At 40.2% G+C, this 21,218-nt stretch carries 15 protein-coding genes and 1 tRNA gene; 6 read left to right on the top strand and 10 right to left on the bottom strand.

The genetic code is table 11. From position 1 onward, the window contains the following. Positions 1-189 precede the first annotated feature (189 nt). The 5 genes from ABTP35_RS06625 to ABTP35_RS06605 all read right to left on the bottom strand — a co-directional run bounded on the left by ABTP35_RS06625 (position 190) and on the right by ABTP35_RS06605 (position 6,763). Positions 190-1,815: a S41 family peptidase gene (locus ABTP35_RS06625; RefSeq protein ID WP_293298099.1), complete on the bottom strand. Its 1,626-nt coding sequence runs from the start codon at positions 1,813-1,815 to the stop codon at positions 190-192. After that, complete coding sequence (gene rnpA / locus ABTP35_RS06620; protein ID WP_224835994.1) at positions 1,799-2,185, bottom strand: ribonuclease P protein component; 387 nt, start codon at positions 2,183-2,185, stop codon at positions 1,799-1,801. Before rnpA ends, ABTP35_RS06625 begins: the two co-directional genes overlap by 17 nt. 176 nt (positions 2,186-2,361) lie before the next feature. After that, positions 2,362-4,215: a M1 family metallopeptidase gene (locus tag ABTP35_RS06615; RefSeq protein WP_293298101.1), complete on the bottom strand. Its 1,854-nt coding sequence runs from the start codon at positions 4,213-4,215 to the stop codon at positions 2,362-2,364. A gap of 3 nt (positions 4,216-4,218) precedes the next feature. Next, on the bottom strand, positions 4,219-5,868 hold the full coding sequence (locus ABTP35_RS06610; RefSeq protein WP_293298103.1) for a S8 family peptidase: 1,650 nt from the start codon (positions 5,866-5,868) through the stop codon (positions 4,219-4,221). A gap of 28 nt (positions 5,869-5,896) precedes the next feature. Beyond that, complete coding sequence (locus tag ABTP35_RS06605) at positions 5,897-6,763, bottom strand: MBL fold metallo-hydrolase (protein WP_293298105.1); 867 nt, start codon at positions 6,761-6,763, stop codon at positions 5,897-5,899. 221 nt (positions 6,764-6,984) lie between these two features. Here ABTP35_RS06605 and ABTP35_RS06600 point away from each other — a divergent pair, with 221 nt between their 5' ends. After that, a complete protein-coding gene (locus tag ABTP35_RS06600; RefSeq protein WP_224835998.1) occupies positions 6,985-8,832 on the top strand; it encodes a sodium:proton antiporter in 1,848 nt (615 codons plus the stop codon). 23 nt (positions 8,833-8,855) lie between these two features. Here the strand turns inward: ABTP35_RS06600 and lepA are convergent, their stop codons facing one another. Continuing rightward, positions 8,856-10,652 (bottom strand): translation elongation factor 4, encoded by a 1,797-nt coding sequence (lepA, locus tag ABTP35_RS06595; RefSeq protein WP_224836001.1) that lies wholly within the window; start codon positions 10,650-10,652, stop codon positions 8,856-8,858. 151 nt (positions 10,653-10,803) lie between these two features. Here lepA and ABTP35_RS06590 point away from each other — a divergent pair, with 151 nt between their 5' ends. Both ABTP35_RS06590 and dusB read left to right on the top strand, forming a co-directional pair. Continuing rightward, positions 10,804-13,224, top strand: coding sequence for an outer membrane beta-barrel family protein (locus ABTP35_RS06590; RefSeq protein WP_293298108.1), 2,421 nt, complete (start codon positions 10,804-10,806; stop codon positions 13,222-13,224). Positions 13,225-13,276: 52 nt separating this feature from the next. Next, the gene (gene dusB / locus ABTP35_RS06585) at positions 13,277-14,269 is read left to right on the top strand and encodes a tRNA dihydrouridine synthase DusB (RefSeq protein WP_293298110.1); all 993 of its coding nucleotides are present in this window, start codon (positions 13,277-13,279) and stop codon (positions 14,267-14,269) included. Here the strand turns inward: dusB and ABTP35_RS06580 are convergent. After that, the gene (locus ABTP35_RS06580; protein WP_293298112.1) at positions 14,266-15,471 is read right to left on the bottom strand and encodes an FtsX-like permease family protein; all 1,206 of its coding nucleotides are present in this window, start codon (positions 15,469-15,471) and stop codon (positions 14,266-14,268) included. The two genes, dusB and ABTP35_RS06580, sit on opposite strands and share 4 nt — an antisense overlap. Before the next feature lie 2 nt (positions 15,472-15,473). After that, the gene (gene rbfA, locus ABTP35_RS06575; protein WP_293298114.1) at positions 15,474-15,869 is read right to left on the bottom strand and encodes a 30S ribosome-binding factor RbfA; all 396 of its coding nucleotides are present in this window, start codon (positions 15,867-15,869) and stop codon (positions 15,474-15,476) included. Positions 15,870-15,970: 101 nt separating this feature from the next. Here rbfA and mce point away from each other — a divergent pair, with 101 nt between their 5' ends. Together mce and ABTP35_RS06565 are read left to right on the top strand one after the other, a co-directional pair. Then, positions 15,971-16,378: a methylmalonyl-CoA epimerase gene (gene mce / locus ABTP35_RS06570; RefSeq protein ID WP_224836006.1), complete on the top strand. Its 408-nt coding sequence runs from the start codon at positions 15,971-15,973 to the stop codon at positions 16,376-16,378. A 59-nt stretch (positions 16,379-16,437) separates the two neighbouring features. After that, positions 16,438-16,511, top strand: a tRNA-Ile gene (locus ABTP35_RS06565). Positions 16,512-17,488: 977 nt separating this feature from the next. On the opposite strand, the gene ABTP35_RS06560 is transcribed toward ABTP35_RS06565, so the two are convergent. Both ABTP35_RS06560 and ABTP35_RS06555 read right to left on the bottom strand, forming a co-directional pair. Next, positions 17,489-18,598 (bottom strand): restriction endonuclease subunit S, encoded by a 1,110-nt coding sequence (locus tag ABTP35_RS06560; protein WP_375334501.1) that lies wholly within the window; start codon positions 18,596-18,598, stop codon positions 17,489-17,491. Beyond that, positions 18,591-20,453 (bottom strand): class I SAM-dependent DNA methyltransferase, encoded by a 1,863-nt coding sequence (locus tag ABTP35_RS06555; protein ID WP_375334500.1) that lies wholly within the window; start codon positions 20,451-20,453, stop codon positions 18,591-18,593. The genes ABTP35_RS06560 and ABTP35_RS06555 overlap by 8 nt, the downstream gene beginning before the upstream one ends. A 323-nt stretch (positions 20,454-20,776) precedes the next feature. Between ABTP35_RS06555 and ABTP35_RS06550 the strand changes: the two genes are divergently transcribed. Continuing rightward, positions 20,777-20,944, top strand: coding sequence for a hypothetical protein (locus ABTP35_RS06550; protein WP_375334499.1), 168 nt, complete (start codon positions 20,777-20,779; stop codon positions 20,942-20,944). Positions 20,945-21,218 lie beyond the last annotated feature (274 nt).

Here is a 21,218-nt window from a genome sequence, read left to right as displayed (position 1 = left end):
ACAATTTCTCATTAAATGATAAAGCCAAAAAAGCAAAACTAAGCCTACCAAGGCCAAGGTAAGTATTGTGTAGGTCATGTGCAGTTTTTGGTTTAAGGTAGTATCTAAAAACCTACCCTGACCCAAACAATTGACGGTTGACCCTTATGAGTTGACAGATACCCAATATGGGTTGTTGGCTACCAAATCTTATTGTAAAATACCATTGTATTCACTAGTGTTGGCCAATAGTTCTTTGGCAGTTAAAATGGCATCGTCGTGGTTTAAATAATATTTATAGAGACCGTTGCGATAAAAGTATCGGGTGATGATCTCGTCTTCCAGGTTTTTCTGAATTTCTTTTTTATAGCTGTCCAACGCGGTGATCTTGCCCCGGTTTACGGCCAATAAGAGGTCTTTGTATTTTTCCTGTACATCTTGCCCTAAAAGCGAATCATCGGCGTTGATAGACTCTTCTAAAAGCTTTTCCGTTTTTGTCTGAAATGTAAAGTTCTGTTCTTTTACATAGGATTTGAAAGTCATATAATCACTTTCCGAAAATGAGAAATCGCTAACATCATCGAAATTATGTTCGTAGAAATAGTTCGTTGCAAAATCAAAAATAATATTGTTCGCCTCCAGAGCATCGATAAGGGAATTGGTTTTTAACGATTCAATGGTTACATCGGGCATAACACCGCCACCGTCCCAAACTTTTCGGCCGTTTTTTGTGGTGAACTCATTAAACTTGGTGTTTCGAACTGCATTTCCTTCAGCATCCCGGTTCCAATAATCCAAAGACTGGATACATCTTCCGGAAGGGGTATAATACCTGGATATGGTAACCTTTAACTGTGTTCCATAGGTGAGTTTGAGCGGACGTTGAACCAAACCTTTCCCAAAGCTTCTGGCCCCCACGATTACGGCACGGTCCAAATCCTGCAAACCGCCCGAGACTATTTCACTGGCGGAGGCACTTTTTCCGTTTATAAGAACAACTAAAGGAATATCTACATCTTCCGGCTTGTTCTTGGTCCTATATTCTTGGTTGAACTTTTTTACTTTCGATTTTGTGGTAACGATCAATTCTCCTTTGGGCACAAACAAGTTCGTAACGTTTATGGCTTCGGAGAGCAATCCCCCCGGATTTCCCCTTAAATCCAAAACCAAACGCTCAGCGCCTCGACCTTTAAGGTCCTGCAGGGCCAATTGCGTCTGTTTGGATGCCTTTCTATTAAAACGGGCAAGTACAATATAACCGGTTTTTTCATCGATCATATCATAAAAAGGAACCGCATCGACCTCTACACCTTCCCGGGTAATGGAGGTGGTTTTGGTTTCTCCCTGTCTCACAAATGTTACCTCTACCGTGGAATTGTTCGCTCCTTTTAGAAGTTCTCCCGCATTGTCGTCGAAATCGGCAACCAATGTTTCACCTATTTTAATAATTTCGTCCCCGGCCTTTAAACCGGCTTTGTCGGCCGCATATCCTTCATAAGGTTCCACAACCAACAATTTACTTTCGTACGAGCGCACGAGCGCACCTATGCCGGAATATTCTCCAGAATTATTGATTTTGTAGGATTCAACATCCTGCTCATTCAAAAATTGGGTGTAGGGATCAAGTTCGCCCAGCATGTTTTTTATGGCCGAGTCCATCAATTCTGCTGGATTGGTCTCGTCCACATAGTTCATGTTGAGTTCTTTGAACAATGTGGTGAATATTTCTATCTGCTTTGCAATCTCAAAAAAGTCGCTCTTAAAACTGCTGGCCCCAACAAAAATTGCCACTGCCAAAACGGGAACAAGCACCTGCTTTTTAATCAATCTTTTCATGGAACTCTTTATTTAAAAATGACTCCAACAACTTTTTCATGGCTAGATCTACCTCTTTAAAATTTGGGGTCTTCTTGCCAAGGTATAAAAATATGAACGCAAAGTTTCCCTCAATGTTGTTAAAAATAATGGGCTTGTTGAGCCGATAGGCTTCTCGCAACAAGCGTTTTATCCGATTGCGCTGCACAGCGGTCTTAAACTTTTTTTTGGGGGCGACCACGGCAACCTTTATGGGAACCTCGCCATTGGGAGCAGTCTTAACGTAAATGAGTTGTAATGGGAATTCACGCAGGGCCTTCCCTTCTGTAAAAAGAGTTTCGAACACTTTTTTATTGGTAAGCTTTTCTTTTTTTGGGAAAGAGAAATCCATTGAAGATCTTTTGTTTAAATTCTTTTGGGTCCCTGTAGTGGTTGGATGGGTGTTTTTTTCTAACATTGTTCGGACAGCTCCATTATTAAAGACAAATTACTCAAATAAGTCCGATATAGAACAAGAAAGGGCGACACAATTGGCCGCCCTTAAAATTTGTGTTTACTAAATTGAGACTATTCCTCTACTTGGTATACATTGTTTTCTCCATCGACATCTGCCATTAACTGTGATGGGTCGATCATTATGGCCTGTACCTTTTCCAATGGCATTTCCACAGTAAATTCGTAGGTAGGGTATGCCCAAGGCCAATCTTCCAAAACGGTGCGCTTTAGGTTGGGATAAGGGTTTTCCTTTTCTCCATACATCATTCGAATTGGAACATAAAAGGTTTCCTGTGTTCCGTCCGTGCTTACCACCAAAATATCCAGTGGCATGGGCATTTCGCCAATACGTTCCATGGTTATCTTGGTTTTTTCGCCATCCGCCTCGACACTTTTAATGCCGTAGTCGATGGTGTTGGTTGTTTGTGTCCAATCGGTCAAATACCAACCAAGCTCCATTCCAGATACCTTTTCGGCAGTCCTTTTAATATCGTTGGGAACAGGATGTTTGAACTTGAAATCATCGAAATACTTTTTTATGGTCTCCATTAATTTATCCTGACCGATTATGTAACCTAACTGGGACAAGAAAATAGAACCTTTGCTATAGGCAGAAATGCCATAGGCAAAATTGGTGGTGTACCGATCGGCGTGGGTAGCTTGGGGCATTTCCAAACCAGAGTTTACCAAGGCGTAATACCCTCTGTACGATCCTTCGAATGGATTTTGCTTGTTCTGTTCCATAATTTGGTTCATGCACAGACTACTAATGAAAGATGTAAACCCTTCATCCATCCATTCGTGTTTGGATTCGTTGGTGGCCAGTACGTGCTGGAACCAAGAGTGTGCCATTTCGTGCACCATAACACCGACCAAACTTCCAAATTCACGTTCACCGGTGATCAAGGTACTCATGGCATATTCCATACCCCCATCTCCACCTTGCACAACAGAATATTGATCGTATGGGTATTTTCCTATGTTGTTACTGAAAAAAGTCATGGCTTCTGCCGTTTTGGGCTGAAGGTTTTTCCAGTTTTCTTGGAGTTCGGGCTTGTCCTTGTAAAAGAAATGGAGCGTGGGCCCATTTTCCATCTGGTATACATCGTGAATATAATCAGGGTCCGCTCCCCACATAAAATCGTGTACCATAGGGGCTTTAAAATGCCAAGTCAGCGTTTTTCCTTTGGTTTTTACCTTTGTGCCCGGGGTTTCGTAACCATGCCCTATTTCATTCGGGTTTTGGAGATATCCGGTGCCCCCAATCGTGTATTCTTTGTCCAATGTGATTTTTACATCATAATCGCCCCATACGCCGTGGAACTCACGAGCTATATACGGGTTTGCGTGCCACCCTTCAAAATCGTATTCAGAAAGTTTTGGGTACCATTGGCTCATGGAAAGGGCAACACCTTCCTTGCTGTTTCTTCCAGAACGTCTGATCTGTAACGGCACTTGGCCATCAAAAGTCATTTCTAACGTAGTTTTGCCCCCAGAAGGAATCGGTTTGGCCAAATCCACCACTAGAATGGTCCCTTCTTCGGTAAAATCAACGGACTGTCCATCTTGGGTTAATGTTTTTGCGTGCAAATACCCTATTTCGTCTTCAGAAAGCGAAGCAATTCTGCTTTTGTCGCCCTCCATCATTCTTTTGTCCGGATCTTTAATGTTTTGGAGCCTAATGTCCATTTCACTGCCCGGTTGAAAGGCATTGAAAAACAAGTGATAGTAAACGCGACTCAATTCATCTGGTGAGTTGTTGGTATAGACCAATTTCTGGGTGCCAGTGTATCGATAGGTCTTTACGTCCATTTGCACATCCATGGTGTAGTCCACATGCTGTTGCCAGCTACTTGAATTTTGTGCACTTAGGAAGAAACTAGCTCCTAAAAAGGCTGAAAAAAGGAATGATTTTAAACGCTTCATATGTTATTTGGAATTGCTTTCTAGGGTCATTTTACCGTTTGAAATGTTATTTGCTAAAATTAAGGCATTATAGGCATTTGCCATTTTGCCGGACTTGGAAATTTTATCAAAAGACATGGCTTTGCTCTCATCGCCGGCCACAATAACGGAAGTTTTTGTTTGCAGACCCGATTGCATGATGATGCTCTTTACTTGTGCCGCGGTAAGATCTGGATGAAAAGAACGGATCAGCGCTGCAATGCCCGCAACAGCCGGAGCGGCCATTGAGGTCCCCCCTTGAAATTCGTAAGTATTGTTGGGCATGGTGGAATAAATTTTTGCTCCTGGAGCAAAAATGTCCACGTTTTGACTTCCATAGTTGGAAAATGATGCCACCATTTCCGACCCATAGCTGCTCGTTAGGGCACCTACAGTAATTAAGTTGTCCACAAACTCCATATTTTCAAACTTGTGATCGTTCGGGAAGTTTTTGTTTTCTGGCAGTTGTAGGTCCAAGCCATCGTTGCCGGCGGCATGTACGATCAAAACATCTTTGGACTCTGCGTATTTTATGGCGTCGTAGACCCACTCGGCCTTTGGCGAGAAAGATTTTCCGAAACTACAGTTGATAATGGACGCCCCATTGTCCACGGCATATCGTATGCCCAATGCAATATCTTTATCATACTCATCCCCGTTGGGAACGGCTCTGATACTCATAATTTCGACATTCTTTGCAACACCGTTTATTCCGATACCATTGTTCCTTTGGGCGGCTATAATTCCCGCCACATGCGTTCCATGGCTCTCGGTTTCCACCATATTATTTGGGTTGCCATTTCCGTATACAATATCTGTGATGTCGTATGGGTCGTCCCCTACGGGAGTTCGGCCATTAAAATCTTTGTTGAGGTTGTAGTTTACTTGTTCCGTAAAGTAGGTAATACCTTCCTCCAGTTCAGACAATACTTTTTCAATACTGTCGCCGTAGGTGAACATTTGTGTTAAAACAGCAATGGTTTGTTCCATTTGAGGGGCCTTTGCCTCAATCGATAGTAAATCTTCTTTGGTGTAGGAGTCCTTGCCCAATTCCTTTTTTACAACTTCATCGGCTCCTTTTACCACTTGGAAAATTTGCTCGTACTGTTGCTTGTTCTGCAATGCTTCGGGATATTCTTTATCCAATTTTAACCTTGCGGCAGCCCTATCGGAGGCATCACCTATGTTTAAACGGAGCATTCTAACATATTCCAGTTGTTCGTTGTACGACTTGCCCAAAAAGTTATAGCCGTGCACATCGTCTACATATCCGTTACCGTCATCATCTTTACCATTATTGGGAATTTCGTCCTTGTTCGTCCAAAGCACGGGCTTAAGGTCTTCGTGATCTAGGTCCATTCCAGAATCGAGAACGGCAACTACAACTGTTTTTCCCTTTCTGTTTTTAATGATTTCTCTGTAGGCCTTGTCCACACTCATTCCGGGAATGGTATCCGCGATAAGGTCCAAGTGACCCCAATTTTTTTTCTCCGCATCGGTAAGTTCGGAAACTTTTAAAGGTACGGCATCGATATTTTCAACAGGGGTCGATACCAATGTGGTGGAACCACATCCCATAAGAAAAAGAGATGCGCCCAAGGCAAAGAACGATAGTTTGCGATATGTATATTTCATATAATTATTTTATTATGTGAGTGAGGATTTATTGTGTGTTGAACAATTCGTTGTAAGAGAAAAGCTGGTCCAAACGGGCTCCCTTTTCGGTCCTTTTCAGGGAACAGATCTGGTTATGGGCATCGTGTTCGAACAGTAATAACCAATCATTGTCTACAGCTTTTTCCAAAAATGAAGCCTTTTCCTGTAGTGTTAACAGTGGCCGTGTATCGTAGCCCATTACATAGGGTAGGGGTATATGTCCCACCGTAGGAATCAAGTCTGCTACAAAAACCATGGTCTTTCCTTTATAATTTAAATGTGGTAGCATTTGTTTGTCCGTATGTCCATCTACAAAATGGATTCCAAATCCAAGCTCGGATTCTTGTAAAAAGGAACTTTCTTTTCGATCAATAAAATGGAGTTGACCGCTTTCCTGCATAGGCAAAAGATTTTCTTTTAAAAAGGAGGCCTTTTCCCTTGCATTGGGTTTTGTGGCCCACTCCCAGTGGTCTTTATTGGTCCAAAAGCGTGCATTTTTAAAAGCTGGCTCGTATCCTGTGCGATCCATGTTCCATTGAATGCTTCCACCACAATGGTCAAAATGTAGGTGGGTCAAGAAAACATCGGTTACATCATCACGATGAAATCCGGCATTTTTTAAGGATTTGTCCAAGGAATGATCGCCCCAGAGATAATAGTAACCAAAAAACTTTTCTGACTGCTTGTTGCCCAGGCCATTGTCGATCAAAATAAGACGTTCACCGTCTTCAATCAAAAGACAGCGAGCTGCAAGGTCGATCATGTTATTGGCATCGGCAGGATTTGTTTTATTCCATATGGATTTGGGCACTACACCGAACATAGCACCGCCGTCCAACTTAAAATTTCCTGTTTCTATGGGATAAATTGTCATGTAGAAAATAAAATGGTCTGCAAAATAAGAAAAGCCCCACCCAATTGCCGAAAAAATAAAGATTTATTAGCCGTATTTTAACAAAAAAGGGTTCATGGTAATACATTCGCCCCTTGAATCTGCTTAAATCGACATCGGCATTTGACCCGATTTCGATTGTGGCGATTAGAGCGGAACGATAATCTAAAAGAAAAACATTAAATTTCCGCAAAACTTGCACCATGGTCGAACTTGCGGGAATTATAATTCTTGGCATTATTGCACAATGGGTAGCTTGGCGCTTTAAACTGCCTGCGATTCTACCCCTCATTTTAATAGGTTTGTTGGTTGGCCCCATTGCCACCCTGTACACTGAAGACGGATCTAAACTTATAGAACCTATTTGGAACGGCAATAAAGGCCTATTCCCGGGGGAGGGACTCTACTATTTTGTTTCTTTGGCCATTAGTGTAATCCTATTCGAGGGAGGACTTACCCTTAAAAGGGCAGAAATATCAAATGTTGGTCCGGTAATCACAAAATTGATAACCATTGGAACCATTGTGACTTTCTTTGGAGCTGGTGTGGCCGCACATTATATTTTCGGGTTATCGTGGCAAATTTCCTTTTTGTTCTCCGGTTTGATCATTGTTACGGGACCAACCGTGATCACACCAATTCTACGGAACATTCCCCTTAAAAAAGATGTGTCGGCCGTTCTAAAATGGGAAGGAATTTTGATAGATCCCATAGGCGCGCTCGTTGCTGTATTGGTTTTTGAGTTTATAAGTGTTGGGGAAGGACAGGCATTTACCCAAACGGCTTTGATCGAGTTCGGCAAGATTATTTTGTTCGGAACCACATTCGGGTTTACGTTTGCCCATGCACTTGCCTTTGCCATAAAAAGAAATTTTATACCCCATTATTTGTTGAACGTGGTTTCTTTATCAACAGTATTGTTGGTTTACGTAGAGTCCGACCTTTTTGCACACGAGTCGGGACTATTGGCCGTTGTGGTAATGGGAATGGTTATGGGGAACATGAACCTCCCCAATTTAAAGGAACTGCTGTATTTTAAGGAATCCCTTAGTGTTCTGCTGATCTCTATCTTATTTATTTTGTTGGCGGCCAACATCAATATGAGCGATTTGGAACTGATCTATACCTGGAACACGGTAGCTCTATTTGCCGTAATTGTATTTATAATACGGCCGTTGGGTGTATTTTTAAGTTCGCAGGGATCCAATTTAAAATTTAACGAGAAGCTATTTATCGGCTGGGTGGGGCCAAGAGGTATCGTTGCTGCTGGTATTGCCTCTCTTTTTGGTTCTAAACTGATGCAAAGGGGGGAGCCCGGGGCAGAATACATTACCCCATTGGTGTTTATGATTGTTTTGGGCACCGTTTTGTTGAACGCTACCACCGCAAGGTTTTTTGCAAAACTTGTGGGCGTCTTCTTGAAAAAATCTGAAGGCATTCTGATTATCGGCGCATCCAAGCTCTCCAGGCTAATAGGGAATTACCTTAGAAAGAACAATAGGCATGTTGTTCTGATCGATAACAACCAGAACAATGTGGAAAAAGCCAAAAAGCTTGGTATGGAAGCGATTACGGCCAACATTTTTTCTGATTCGCTAACCGACAATATCGAGTTGAACGACATGGGCTATCTCATGGCGTTGACCGGCAACTCGGACATTAACAAATTTGCGATTAATAAGTTTCAGAAACAGTTTGGGGAGAACGGCGCTTTCCGTTTGGTGAACACAGAGGAAGTCAACGATCCGGAGAACAACCCAAAAGAAGGACTGTTTTCCCACACCGATGATTTTATTCAATTGATGGATACCGTTCGGAAACATCCTACCATCCATGAAATTGACCTTAAGAACAAGGAACATTACGATAGCTTGATCGACATCACCAAAAAGATGAGGGATATAGTTCCGCTGTTCACCAAATCACCTAGTGGTAGTATTGATATAATACCTGCCAACAGTAAGGATTTCTCCCCTAAAGGAGAAGGCTATAAATTGGTTTACCTTGGTAAAATATTGGAAGCCGATGTGGATAATGGGGCGGAAGAATAGGTAAAAACCTTTAGCTTTCCAAGTTAATCATTCAACTTTAGAACGGCCATAAAAGCTTGTTGTGGAATTTCCACATTACCTACTTGGCGCATTCGCTTTTTACCTTTTTTCTGCTTTTCCAATAGCTTACGCTTACGCGAAATGTCCCCACCGTAACATTTTGCGGTAACATCTTTTCGCAGGGCTTTAATGGTCTCCCTGGAAATGATCTTGGAACCAATGGCCGCCTGTATCGGGATGTCGAATTGCTGCCTTGGAATCAACTCTTTCAGTTTTTCGCACATCTTTTTACCTATATGGTAGGCGTTGTCAAAGTGAACCAAAGCGGAAAGCGCATCTACGGGTTGGGCGTTCAACAAAATATCTACCCTTACCAGTTTTGATTGGCGCATTCCGATCGGGGAATAATCAAAAGAGGCATAGCCTTTGGATACAGTTTTTAAACGATCGTAAAAATCAAATACGATTTCTGCCAAGGGCATATCAAAAATCAACTCTACACGTTCGGTGGTCAAATAGGTTTGGTTGACGATTTGCCCGCGTTTCTCGATACAGAGCGACATTACGTTGCCCACAAAATCAGCTTTTGTGATAATGGTCGCTTTAATGTACGGTTCTTCTACCCGATCTATGGTCGAAGGGTCGGGTAAGTCGGAAGGGTTGTTTACGATAATTGGTTTTTCATCACCTTTGGTGGTGTATGCATGGTAGCTCACGTTGGGCACCGTGGTTATTACCGTCATATCGAACTCACGTTCCAAACGTTCCTGTATAATTTCCATGTGCAACATGCCCAGGAACCCACATCGGAAACCAAAGCCCAATGCGGCACTGCTCTCTGGGGTAAATACCAAAGAGGCGTCGTTCAACTGCAGTTTTTCCATGGAAGAACGCAAATCTTCAAAATCTTCGGTGTCAACAGGGTAAATACCGGCAAAAACCATAGGTTTTACATCCTCAAACCCGCCAATCGGGTTTTTGGTGGGATGTGCAGAATCCGTAATGGTATCACCCACTTTAACTTCTCGGGCATCTTTGATGCCGGTGATCAAATAGCCCACATCTCCTGTGGAAATTTTCTTTTTTGGCACCTGCGTCAATTTTAAGGTTCCGATTTCATCGGCCTCATAAGACTTTCCTGTGGCGACAAATTTAATTTTCTGTCCTTTGGTAATTTCTCCGTTTACCACCCTAAAATAGGTTTCGACCCCTCTGAACGGGTTGTAAACAGAATCAAAAACAAGAGCTTGAAGCGACTCATTGGGATTGCCTTTTGGGGCAGGAACACGTTCTATTATCGCTGTTAATATGTCTTGGATACCGAGGCCTGTTTTTGCACTTGCAGGAATTACATCTTCTGGGGAGCACCCTAAAAGATCCACAATATCATCGGTAACCTCTTCAGGATTGGCGCTTGGTAAATCAACTTTGTTGAGTACGGGAATTATTTCCAGATCATTTTCCAGCGCAAGATAGAGGTTGGAAATGGTCTGTGCCTGAATGCTCTGCGCGGCATCTACCACTAAAAGTGCGCCCTCACATGCGGCAATGGATCGGGATACTTCGTAGGAGAAATCCACGTGCCCGGGGGTATCGATCAGGTTAAGCACATATTTTTCTCCGTTGTGGACGTACTCCATTTGGATGGCGTGGCTTTTTATGGTTATGCCACGTTCGCGTTCCAAATCCATATTGTCCAATAACTGGTCCTGTTTTTCGCGTTCGGTGACCGAACCGGTAAAGTCCAACAAACGGTCTGCCAAGGTACTTTTACCATGGTCTATGTGCGCAATGATGCAAAAATTCCTGATCTTCTCCATATCAACTATAACATACCCAAAAATGGGATATAATCAACTGCAAATATAGTTGTTTTATATACCTGTAAATGCATTTTTACAAATAAGAAAAATCGACTCCTATATTCCTCAAAAATAATTTCTTAGATTTGAGGTTCAACCCAAACCTCGAATGAAGAACCTGACCATTGCCATTTTATGGGTACTCTTTGCTATATGCTGTACTTACGGACAAACCTATAAGGTTACGGGCAAGGTTGTGGACGAGCAAAACCAGATCGTTCCATATGCCAATATTTTATTGCTTCGAGCCATCGACTCCACTTTTGTTCAAGGGACTTCTGCCAACGACGAAGGTTTTTTTGAACTTGTTGAGGTTGCACCCGATCTTTATCTTTTACAGGCAAGCTATGTAGGGAGGGGCTCGGAACCCAGGGCTTTGGATATTACCACCGATGTTTCCCTAGGGGCATTGATCATTCCCTTATCGGACAACGAACTGGACGAAGTGGTGGTCACCGCCCAAAGGCCAAAGCTACAGCGATTGCCGGACAGACTTGTCTTTTCGGTGGAAAACACAGTGGTCTCCCAGGGCACATCTTGGGATATTCTAAAAAATACGCCCGGAGTCATCGTAAATCAAGATCAATTGTTGATTCGTGGCCAGAACGCAACAGTTTACTTGAACGACAGGAAGGTTCAGTTATCCGGACAGGAGGTACAAGATTTGCTACAGGGCTTGTCGGGAACAAATATTAAATCGGTAGAGGTTATTGCCAACCCTCCGGCAAGTTACGATGCCGAGGGCGGCCCTATTTTGAACATTGTAACGAGTAAAAACATTGTGCCGGGATATAAGGGCAGTGTAAACGGAACCTTCACTCAAGCCGTTTTTCCCAAGTTTAGCATGGGTACAAGCCATTATTACAAAACGGACAAGCTTAATTTGTTTGCCAATTACACCATCAACCCCCAAAAGGAAATCAACAAAACGAACAAGGGCATCAATTTTATAGATAGTAGTGATGCCGTTTTCTCTGTTTGGGATACTGACTATGATCAAACCAATAGATCGCAATCGCAAAATGCGAGTTTTATCCTGGATTATACTTTCGATGCTCAAAACAGCCTGAATGTAACCTCCAATTTACTGTTTAACCTAGATCAAGAGCAGGAAACTGTTCTAAACACCGATATGGGAAATGCACAGGCACAATTAGATTCCACCTTTGCCACGAGAAACGGCTCTAATTTGGACAATACCAACTTGGCCTTTGATCTTACCTATATGCATAAATTAAAGAAGGAGGGCGCGCAGATTAGAGCAAACGGACATTATACGTACTTCAATGGAGAAATGTTTCAACGACTGTCCACCAGTTATTTTGATGCCAACGGTTCCTTTTTAAGGGATTTTGGATTTGATACCGATTCCGATCAAGAGATAAAGATTTTTACCGGACAACTGGATTATTCTACACCTATTGGCAGTATGTCTTTTGAATCCGGGGCCAAGCTATCTTCGATTACTTCGGAGAATACTATGGACTTTTTCAATTTCAATGGATCGAGCAACACCGTGGACGCATCCCAATCCGACAGATATATTTATGATGAAGATGTTTACGCGGCTTATATGAGCTTAGTAAAAAACTGGGAGAAATGGTCCATGAAACTTGGTGTTCGTGGGGAGCTTACCAAGGCCAAAGGGAATTCGATTACCTTGGGCGAGACCAACACCCAAGACTTTTTTGAACCCTTCCCATCTGTTTATTTGCTGTATTCGCCATCTGACAAACATAGCTTTGCGTTTGATTATGGAAGAAATATAAACCGGCCCAAGTACAACGATCTGAATCCTTTTCGATTTTTTTACAACGAGAATGATTTTGAAGAAGGAAATCCAAGCTTGAGACCGAGCTTCAGCAACAACTTCAATTTTAATTACACCCTGAACAGTGAGTTTTTCTTCGACGTGTACTATCGTGACAATGGCAGTAATATTGCCTATTTGGTGTTTCAGGATAACCAAAACCAAACCTTGGTAGAATTCAAACAGAATGTTTTGGACAGTAAGTCCTACGGGCTGGACTTTACCTTGAGCAAATCCATTGCCCCAGCTTGGTTTATGTATGCTTATACGTCCCTTTTTCACGAAGAAGAGACCTTTTTGGCCGAAGAAAGCGGCAATGTTCCGTACACAAACGAAGTTAATGGCGTTTATGCCTATTTAGGGAATTATTTAACCCTTTCCAAAGATGGTACCTTTACGGGAGAGATAGCGGGCACCTATATTTCCAAGTTTCTTTTTGGATCATATGTGTCCGATGAACAATTCAATCTTACCATAGGCTTAAGAAAGACCCTCTTTGATAATAAAGTTACAGTATCGCTTGCCGCTGAGGATATTTTGGAACAATATGTTCCCACTTACCGCTCTAAGTATTTGAATCAGGACAACTTTTACCGAAGACGGCCTGAGACTCAATTTATCCGCTTTGGATTTACCTATAATTTCGGAAACTTTAGGTTGGAGGATAACGAACGCGGCATCGATAAAAAAGAGCGCGATCGACTGCAATCACCGAACTAGCTTTTTGGTTTTAAGCTATTTTGTACTTTTGCAGTCCAAAAAACAGTAGGATTTGCCAAAAATTGGAAACATAGAACTACCTGATTTTCCGCTTCTTTTAGCTCCGATGGAAGATGTGAGCGACCCTCCTTTCCGCAAACTTTGCAAGGAAAAGGGCGCCGATGTGGTCTATACCGAGTTTATTTCTTCGGAAGGGTTGATTCGGGATGCCGCAAAAAGCGTCATTAAACTGGACATTTACGAAAAAGAACGCCCTGTGGGCATCCAGATTTTTGGCGCCGAATTGGATTCTATGCTCCAAGCTGTGGATATTGTGGAAGCATCGAACCCGGATATCATTGACATCAATTTTGGCTGCCCGGTAAAAAAGGTAGTGTGTAAAAATGCAGGTGCCGGAATTTTACGCGATATTCCCTTAATGGTGAAGCTTACCGAAGAAATTGTGAAAAGGACCCATTTGCCCGTAACGGTAAAAACCCGATTGGGATGGGACAACAGTTCCATCAAAATTGTTGAGGTGGCCGAGCGTTTGCAAGATGTTGGTATTAAAGCAATCTCTATCCATGGGCGTACCCGTGTGCAGATGTACAAGGGCGAGGCCGACTGGAAACCTATTGCACGGGTAAAGAACAACCAAAGGATGCATATTCCCGTATTTGGCAATGGCGATGTGGACACGCCCGAAGCTGCCGTAAAAATGCGCGACGAGTTTGGGCTGGACGGAGCCATGATAGGTAGGGCAAGTATTGGTTACCCTTGGTTTTTTAAGGAAGTAAAACATTTTTTCGAAACAGGAGAGCATTTAGCCCCCCCAACAATGCAGGAAAGGGTCGATGCCGCGCGCAGGCATTTGCAAATGGCTATTGATTGGAAGGGCGAAAAACTGGGCGTTTTTGAAACACGAAGACATTATACCAACTATTTTAAAGGGATTCCACACTTTAAGGAATACCGGATGAAGATGGTAACCAGTGACGATGCCGCAGATGTTTTTGCCGCTTTTGACGAGGTTCAGGAAAAATTTGGGGATTACCAGTTCGCTTAAGCGGAAATCAATTTTTCGTTGATTCGGCTACTCGCAATTTTTGAAGAAATAAAGCCCAGAACCACAATGGTTCCGATCACGATCAATACGTTGAGGGCATTAAATTCCACCGGATAGGCCAAAGAGGGCGTAATTTTAAGCCAACCAAAAACCAATTGTGAAACAATCAACAAAGAACCGATCAGCACACCGATCAGCCCGCCAAAAGAGGTGACCAATAAGCCTTGGATAAAATAGATTCGACGCAATTCTTTAATGGTTGTGCCCAAGCTATATAGTGTTTTGGAGTTCTGTTGTTTGTCCAAAATCATCATAATAATGGCCCCAACTACATTAAACAGAGCAATAATCAGCACTAGGGTAAAAATCAAATAAGTTGCTAAATTTTCGGTGTTGAGCATCCGATATAAAGAGGTGTTCTGCTCCCTGCGCGTTAAAACCGAAACCTTATCCCCCAAAATCCCAACAATGGAATTTCTGACATCTTCTGCCGAGGCATTCTCCATCAATTTAAAATTGATTCCAGATATATCCGTACTATCTTTTTGCAATAATTCCTGTACTACGGGCAGGTGCGCAAAAACGTATTTTTTGTCCAATGTTTCTTCCACAGCAAAAACGCCGCTCACCACCAAGGCAATATCATCATAAGGTTTGGCATTTAATCCTTGTTGGGAAAAGGAGCCTTCGCCAGGTTTTGGGACCAAAACCTCCATGGCCGAACGATTATTGATTGGCACACCCAGTAAGTTATAGATTCCGATGCCAATAACACCATTGAATAAATCCGAGCCCCAATTACCAAAAATTAAAGTGCTGTCCACACCGGTAACATTGCGATAATTTTGATCCACCCCCTTAATGTAGGCAATGGTACTTTTTTCTTTATAGGTAAGGTAAGCCCGTTCTTCCAGTTCTTTGGAAAAGCTGGCCAAACCTTCAATATGGTTCAGGGCAGATTCTTCGTCCGCAGAAATTGAAAAATGCTTTCCAATAGCGGGAGAAGCTTTGAGGTCGGGATCGAATGTGTTGGAAAAAGAAAGACTGAACGTTTTTAGACCGGCAAAAGCGGAAAGCACGATAAAAAGGGCCGCGGAACCTATCACAATCACCAAAAAAGTAATGAAATTGATGATATTTACCGCATTTTGGCTGCTTTTGGACCGTAAGTAACGTTTTGCGATATAAAGCGGAAAGTTCAAAATCAGGATTTCTTACGTTTATCGAGCAAGTCTCTGTTCTCTATTGGGTTTTCTTCCCCTTTTAAGGATTTTTCGATTCCTTCAATATACTCCAAGGAATCGTCCAGATAAAAATTGAGTTCTGGTACACGTCTAAGTTGGTGCTTTGTTCGCTGAGCAAGTTCGTGGCGAATGGCCACTTGGCTCTCTTTGATGCCCTCCAATAATTCTTTGGCACCCTTGTTCGGAAAAATACTTACATAAGCTTTGGCCAATGATAAGTCCACAGTAACGGAAACCTTGGATACAGAGATCAAAGTTCCCTTAAGGCCACCATCGGTAGCGGCACGTTGTAAAATATCGGCCAGGTCTTTTTGAATGATTCCTGCTATCTTTTTTTGTCGTTGTGTTTCCTCCATGGTACAAAAATAAGCGAATTAATGACTAACCTCACTTTATGAACCGATTACAGTGCTTAATTTTGAAAAAAGGTAGAAAATTAAGGCAAATTACATTTCCTATGGAAAAAATTGAACATATTGGAATCGCGGTAAAAGATTTGGAGACATCGAACAAGCTTTTCGAAAAGCTGTTGGGTGTACCGCACTACAAAATTGAAGAGGTGGCCTCGGAAGGGGTAAAAACCTCTTTTTTTAAATCCGGGCCCAATAAGATAGAATTGTTGGAAGCTACCAAGCCCGACAGCCCTATTGCCAAGTATCTGGAGAAGAAGGGAGAGGGCATCCACCATATTGCTTTTGCAGTGGAGGATATTGCATCCGAAATAGATCGTTTAAAAAATGAAGGGTTTACTGTTTTGAACGAAACCCCAAAAAAAGGTGCGGACAACAAACTGGTGGCGTTTTTGCATCCAAAGGGCACAAATGGGGTGCTGGTGGAGCTATGTCAAGAAATAAAAGAGGGGTAGAACGGTTAAATCCTTGCGCTGAAGAAAAATAAACACTAATATTGCATCCGCAAAATGCGGGTCCTATAGCTCAGCTGGTTAGAGCACCTGACTCATAATCAGGGGGTCCCTGGTTCGAGCCCAGGTGGGACCACGGAAAACCTCTTGTAACGCCCTAAATATAAGGGTTTTTTTAAAACAGGGGTAAAAATTGGGGTTGGATTATTTTAGTTGATTCAACCCCTTTTTTTCGTAAACAAAACACACTTTAGAACACCTACCCTCCAGAACCCCTTATAAACAAAGGCCGTAAAAATAACATACCTTAGCGTAAACAAAACACACTTTGCGTAAACAAAACACACTTTAGGATTTTTACGAAAACCGCCAGAAAAATGGCTTAAATGACTGTATTACAGTGATATAGCTCATATTTTATAAAAAAACGCTCCGTAAACAAAACACACTTTACCGTAAACAAAACACACTTTACCGTAAACAAAACACACCTTAGGGGTTTTAAACATCTGTATATCAATTAAATACAAACCCCCTAATTATATTATATAATTCGAAAGAATTCTAAATTATAATATGTGCAAGTTTAACTCTATTAAACCACTCCCACCCTCCTGCTCAAACGCCGCGAGGCTTTGGAAAAGGTCTCAATTTGTAAACATCGCCAAGGCTCGTTTAAAAATTTCGGTCATGTTAATTTTAGGTTTACAAAGCCTTGAGAAGTAAATGCATAAACGCCTCAAAAATTGATTTTAAGCGCTTATTTGCGGCTTTTGCTTAAATTAAAGGGGATTCTTGGTTGCGGAAAAGAAACGCTCTTAAAACAACTTAAAATAGAAAAAGCAACATCGGTCAAAATGCTGCTTTTTTTGAAGCTTTATGCTTCCACTACATGACTTTCGGCGCTTCTCACGGTCGTCCTCACGTTGCCGCTCTGTCCTTCCTCACATGCATTTCAAAAATATAAAAGTTTAAGAACTAAAAATGCTTGAATTGATAGATGGTTAGTTTGAATTGACGGAAAAAATTGCTGCCAATCTTGTATAACCTTCATTTATAGATTAAAATAAGTATTCGAATTAGAATAGACTAGCATTGTTGTAAGCAGTTTTTTTATTCAATTCTATCTCCATATGGTAGTTTTTTAATTATTTTTTCCATTAACTTCCAATCAGGTACGTATCCATTTTCAGAATAATCTTTTTCTTTATCAATAACAGTTTCATTTCCTTTTTTTAAGATTGGAAGTTTGATTGTAAAATCTTTCCTTATATGAGAATTCAATTCTCTACCGAATGCTAAATATTTAACTTTGCATTCATTACGAATTAGAGAAGAAATAAAAAGTTTAGTATGAAGCGAAAGTGCTTCTTTTTCTCTTAAAATGGCAACATTTTGAGCTGTATAAAACGGCTTTTTTTGAATAAAACAAGACCCTAAAAAACTTCCACCTAAAGAAACAGACATTGCACCTGCTGGGAAAGGGTCTTCGCCATTTATTTCATCAACTACAGCAACGACACCGTTTCCATTACTATCTCTCGATACATAGTTATATTTTGGGTCAAAATTAGTAGTCTTATTAGCGTCTATTCCATTACCCATAGTAATGTTAAAAAGCTTATGCAAATAAAATTCTTTCCAATTTTCTGGTTCAAACGAGGCTTTATTGTTTCGGTTTTTCGTTTTTAATGAGTTTCCAATTGGACTGTTATTTATTTTATTTTCAATAATTGATTCCATTAATTTAAAATCAGGAACATAACCTTTAGGATTGAATTTCTTTTCATTATCAATTATTGGATTATGATTTTTATCAAACGAAATAGGCAGTTTTATAACAATTTTTTTACTATCACCTACACGACATTGTCTACCGTAAGTCCATTTGTAATTTTCAGAAAAATTAATGATAGAAGTAATAAAAACACCTATTTTAGAAGTCATTTTAAACTTATTTGCTCTGAAAATATTAACATCGCTCGAAGCACAAAAGTCTTCTATTTGATAAAATGCAGTGCAACCAACTTTACCTGTTGTTATAGCATTACCTTTAAAATCAGGTGTTAAGCTAATTCTCTGTGCTATGCCGTTATTATTTGCTGAAGCTGTGACATAAGGTGTAAATCCTTCATCGTACTCGTCCTTACTATGGTATTTTCCGGGACCAATATCGAATAAATCATTCAAACAAAATTCTTCCCAACTATCTGTGTTAAGCATTTTCGCCACCATCTTTAATTATGTATGAATAATAATCTCTAATTGTTTTTTCAAAAACATCGGATTCAAGACTACTATAATCAGTTTCCATATATGCTTCCGCCAACCATTCATCTTTCCAACTAACTTTGCGCATAACAGATAAACCTGCTACTTGCTTTTTGTTTTTAAACAAATCAAGCCATAATTCTTCTGTTTTTGCCCATAAACTATTTCCTTTCTCATCGGTCATTTCAACCCTACCAAGCCCTTTTCTTTTTGTGAACTTATCATCTCGGTAATATCCAAAAAAAGTTTCTTTATTAGATTTTTCATGTTTTTGGGAAAGGTCGAAAACCATGCAAACAGCTACGGCAGCTGCACCTGGATAAAACATTTCAACAGGTAATGAAAATACAGCTTCTAAAGTATAGTTATCTAGCATCATTTTCTTAAACTGTTTTACATCATTACTTGTTCCAATTGCTGCTTGCATAGGAAGTAAAACAGCTAACTTACAAAGAGGTGAAACGTGACGTGCAACCCACTCAACAAAATGAAACCCTTTAGAAGGGTCTTCTTTCTTCTTGCTATGCCAACTTTTGGTATATTCTAAGTTGCAAAACTTTTTTGTAGCGTTATATGGTGGATTCATAAGAACTACGTTAATGTTGTTTTCTTCAATCCACTTACCTTTATTGAATAAGGAGTCTTTAATCACATTTGAATTGCCATCACCATGTATTAGCATATTGGTAGAAGATAAGCCAAATGCTCCATCCTCATATTCAATTCCAAAAATTTGTTCTTGTTTTACTTGTTCTCGTTCTGTCTCTGTTTCACAATCGTCCATTGCATCTGTCATTGCTCTTACAAGGAAAGCACCACTTCCACAACAAGGGTCTAAAACTCTTGAGTGCTTATTTACACCAACAACTTTACTCATAAAACTGCAAATATGGTCTGGCGTAAAGGCTTGGTTTTTATCTGATTTACCTACATATTTATTAAAAGTGGTGAAAAATAAATTCAATAAATCTTGACCAGCCGTATTTTTATCGTTTATATAAGGTACTATGTTAGTGTCAATAAACTTCAAAATATCGGTCAATTCTTTATAGGTAAGACTTTGTACATCTTGGTCATCTAAAACCTTATTATTTAGAATCGCTAATTTACTTGCCTTATTTAAGCTTCCACTTTTCGTTAGCAAACCTTCTAAAATATCTTTGATATTATTGATTACAACAGTTTCTGCTTTTAAAGTTTTGCCTGTTTTAGGATTTATTGTGTCTTTTATGTTTTCATATACTAAACCATTCTTTAAAGCTAGAAGGCACGTTCCTACAAATTGGCTTCTTAATTTTTCGTTTACTCCGTCTGAATGTAATTTTTCATTAAGGGTTTTAATAGAATCAATTACCTTGATTTTGTCATTGACTTTACCAAAGCATATTTCTTCATATTCCTCAAAAGTTTTAAGTTTAGTTTCTTCAAGGACTATATGTTCATCATCTATGATTACAGATTGACCATACCAAACCCAAATATCATCACCTTCTGTTTCGGCAAGTATAGCAACAATTCTTTTGTCGGAATAAGCCTTTTCAAAACGAACATAATCCTGTAATTGTTTCTGAATTTTTTCTTTTTTCCATTTGCTAAACCTGTTTTTTGTTTCTATAAGAATACAAAGTCGTTCATTTTCAAATCTTATGTCCAAATATTGATGATTTGTACCTGTGTCACCTTTTTGAAAATCCTTAATGTCTTTTCCTATTGATTTAAGTGCAGATGAATAACTAAATTCTCCAGATTCTGTATTCCCAATTTGGTATTGAGCACCAATCTTATCTATTATTTCTATTCTATTCACTCTTTATAAGTGTTTTGTTTTAGTTATTGTTTTTTCAAATATATCTTTGCTTTTCTCCCAACGTTAAATATAATAGGTCTTATTAAAATTTTATGCATTTACTTCTATAAGCTTAGAAAACCTTATACGATTATGGAAAAACCCTAGAAAAACTATGGCTTTTCTTTAACTAGATTTGATATTTTTTTTACAACTTGCCAGACTTCTACTAAACTTCACTTTATGGCTTGTTGAAAAAGGTGTTATAAAATACATTGGCATAGCAAGTTATCAATCTTTACTGAAGTTATTTTTGGGTATTATTAATCATAAATTTTACCCAAATGAAAAATTTAATCTACTTAAGTTTAATTGTCTTAACTACTATCAATGTTGGCTGTACTGCAGAACCAGTTACAAACCAAGATGATGAAATTTCTATCAATTACGAAATCGAAAAAATCAAAGAAAACGCTATCGAAAACGAAGAGGTTAAAGACTCGGACATCTAAGAAAGGATTTTTTTTCAGCTTACTTATTTTCTTGGCCACATTCATGGTTTACATCCATGATTGTGGCCTTTTCGATGGAATGCCTGGCTTTAGTGGCTTTTCATCTATGAGAGTAGCTCTATTCATTACGAGTCTTATGTCTTTAGCCCTGTTTTTAGGGATTTGTGCGTTTGTCGAAAGTAAAGGAAAGCTTTATCGTGCAGCTTATCTAGTGCCGGTAATAATGTTGTCTTACCAACTATTGATTTACCTTCTTAATGCAAGGGATACAACT

Source organism: Flagellimonas alginilytica (assembly GCF_042134605.1).
GTDB classification, from domain to species: domain Bacteria; phylum Bacteroidota; class Bacteroidia; order Flavobacteriales; family Flavobacteriaceae; genus Flagellimonas; species Flagellimonas alginolytica.
This window is presented reverse-complemented; position numbering and strand designations above follow the sequence as displayed.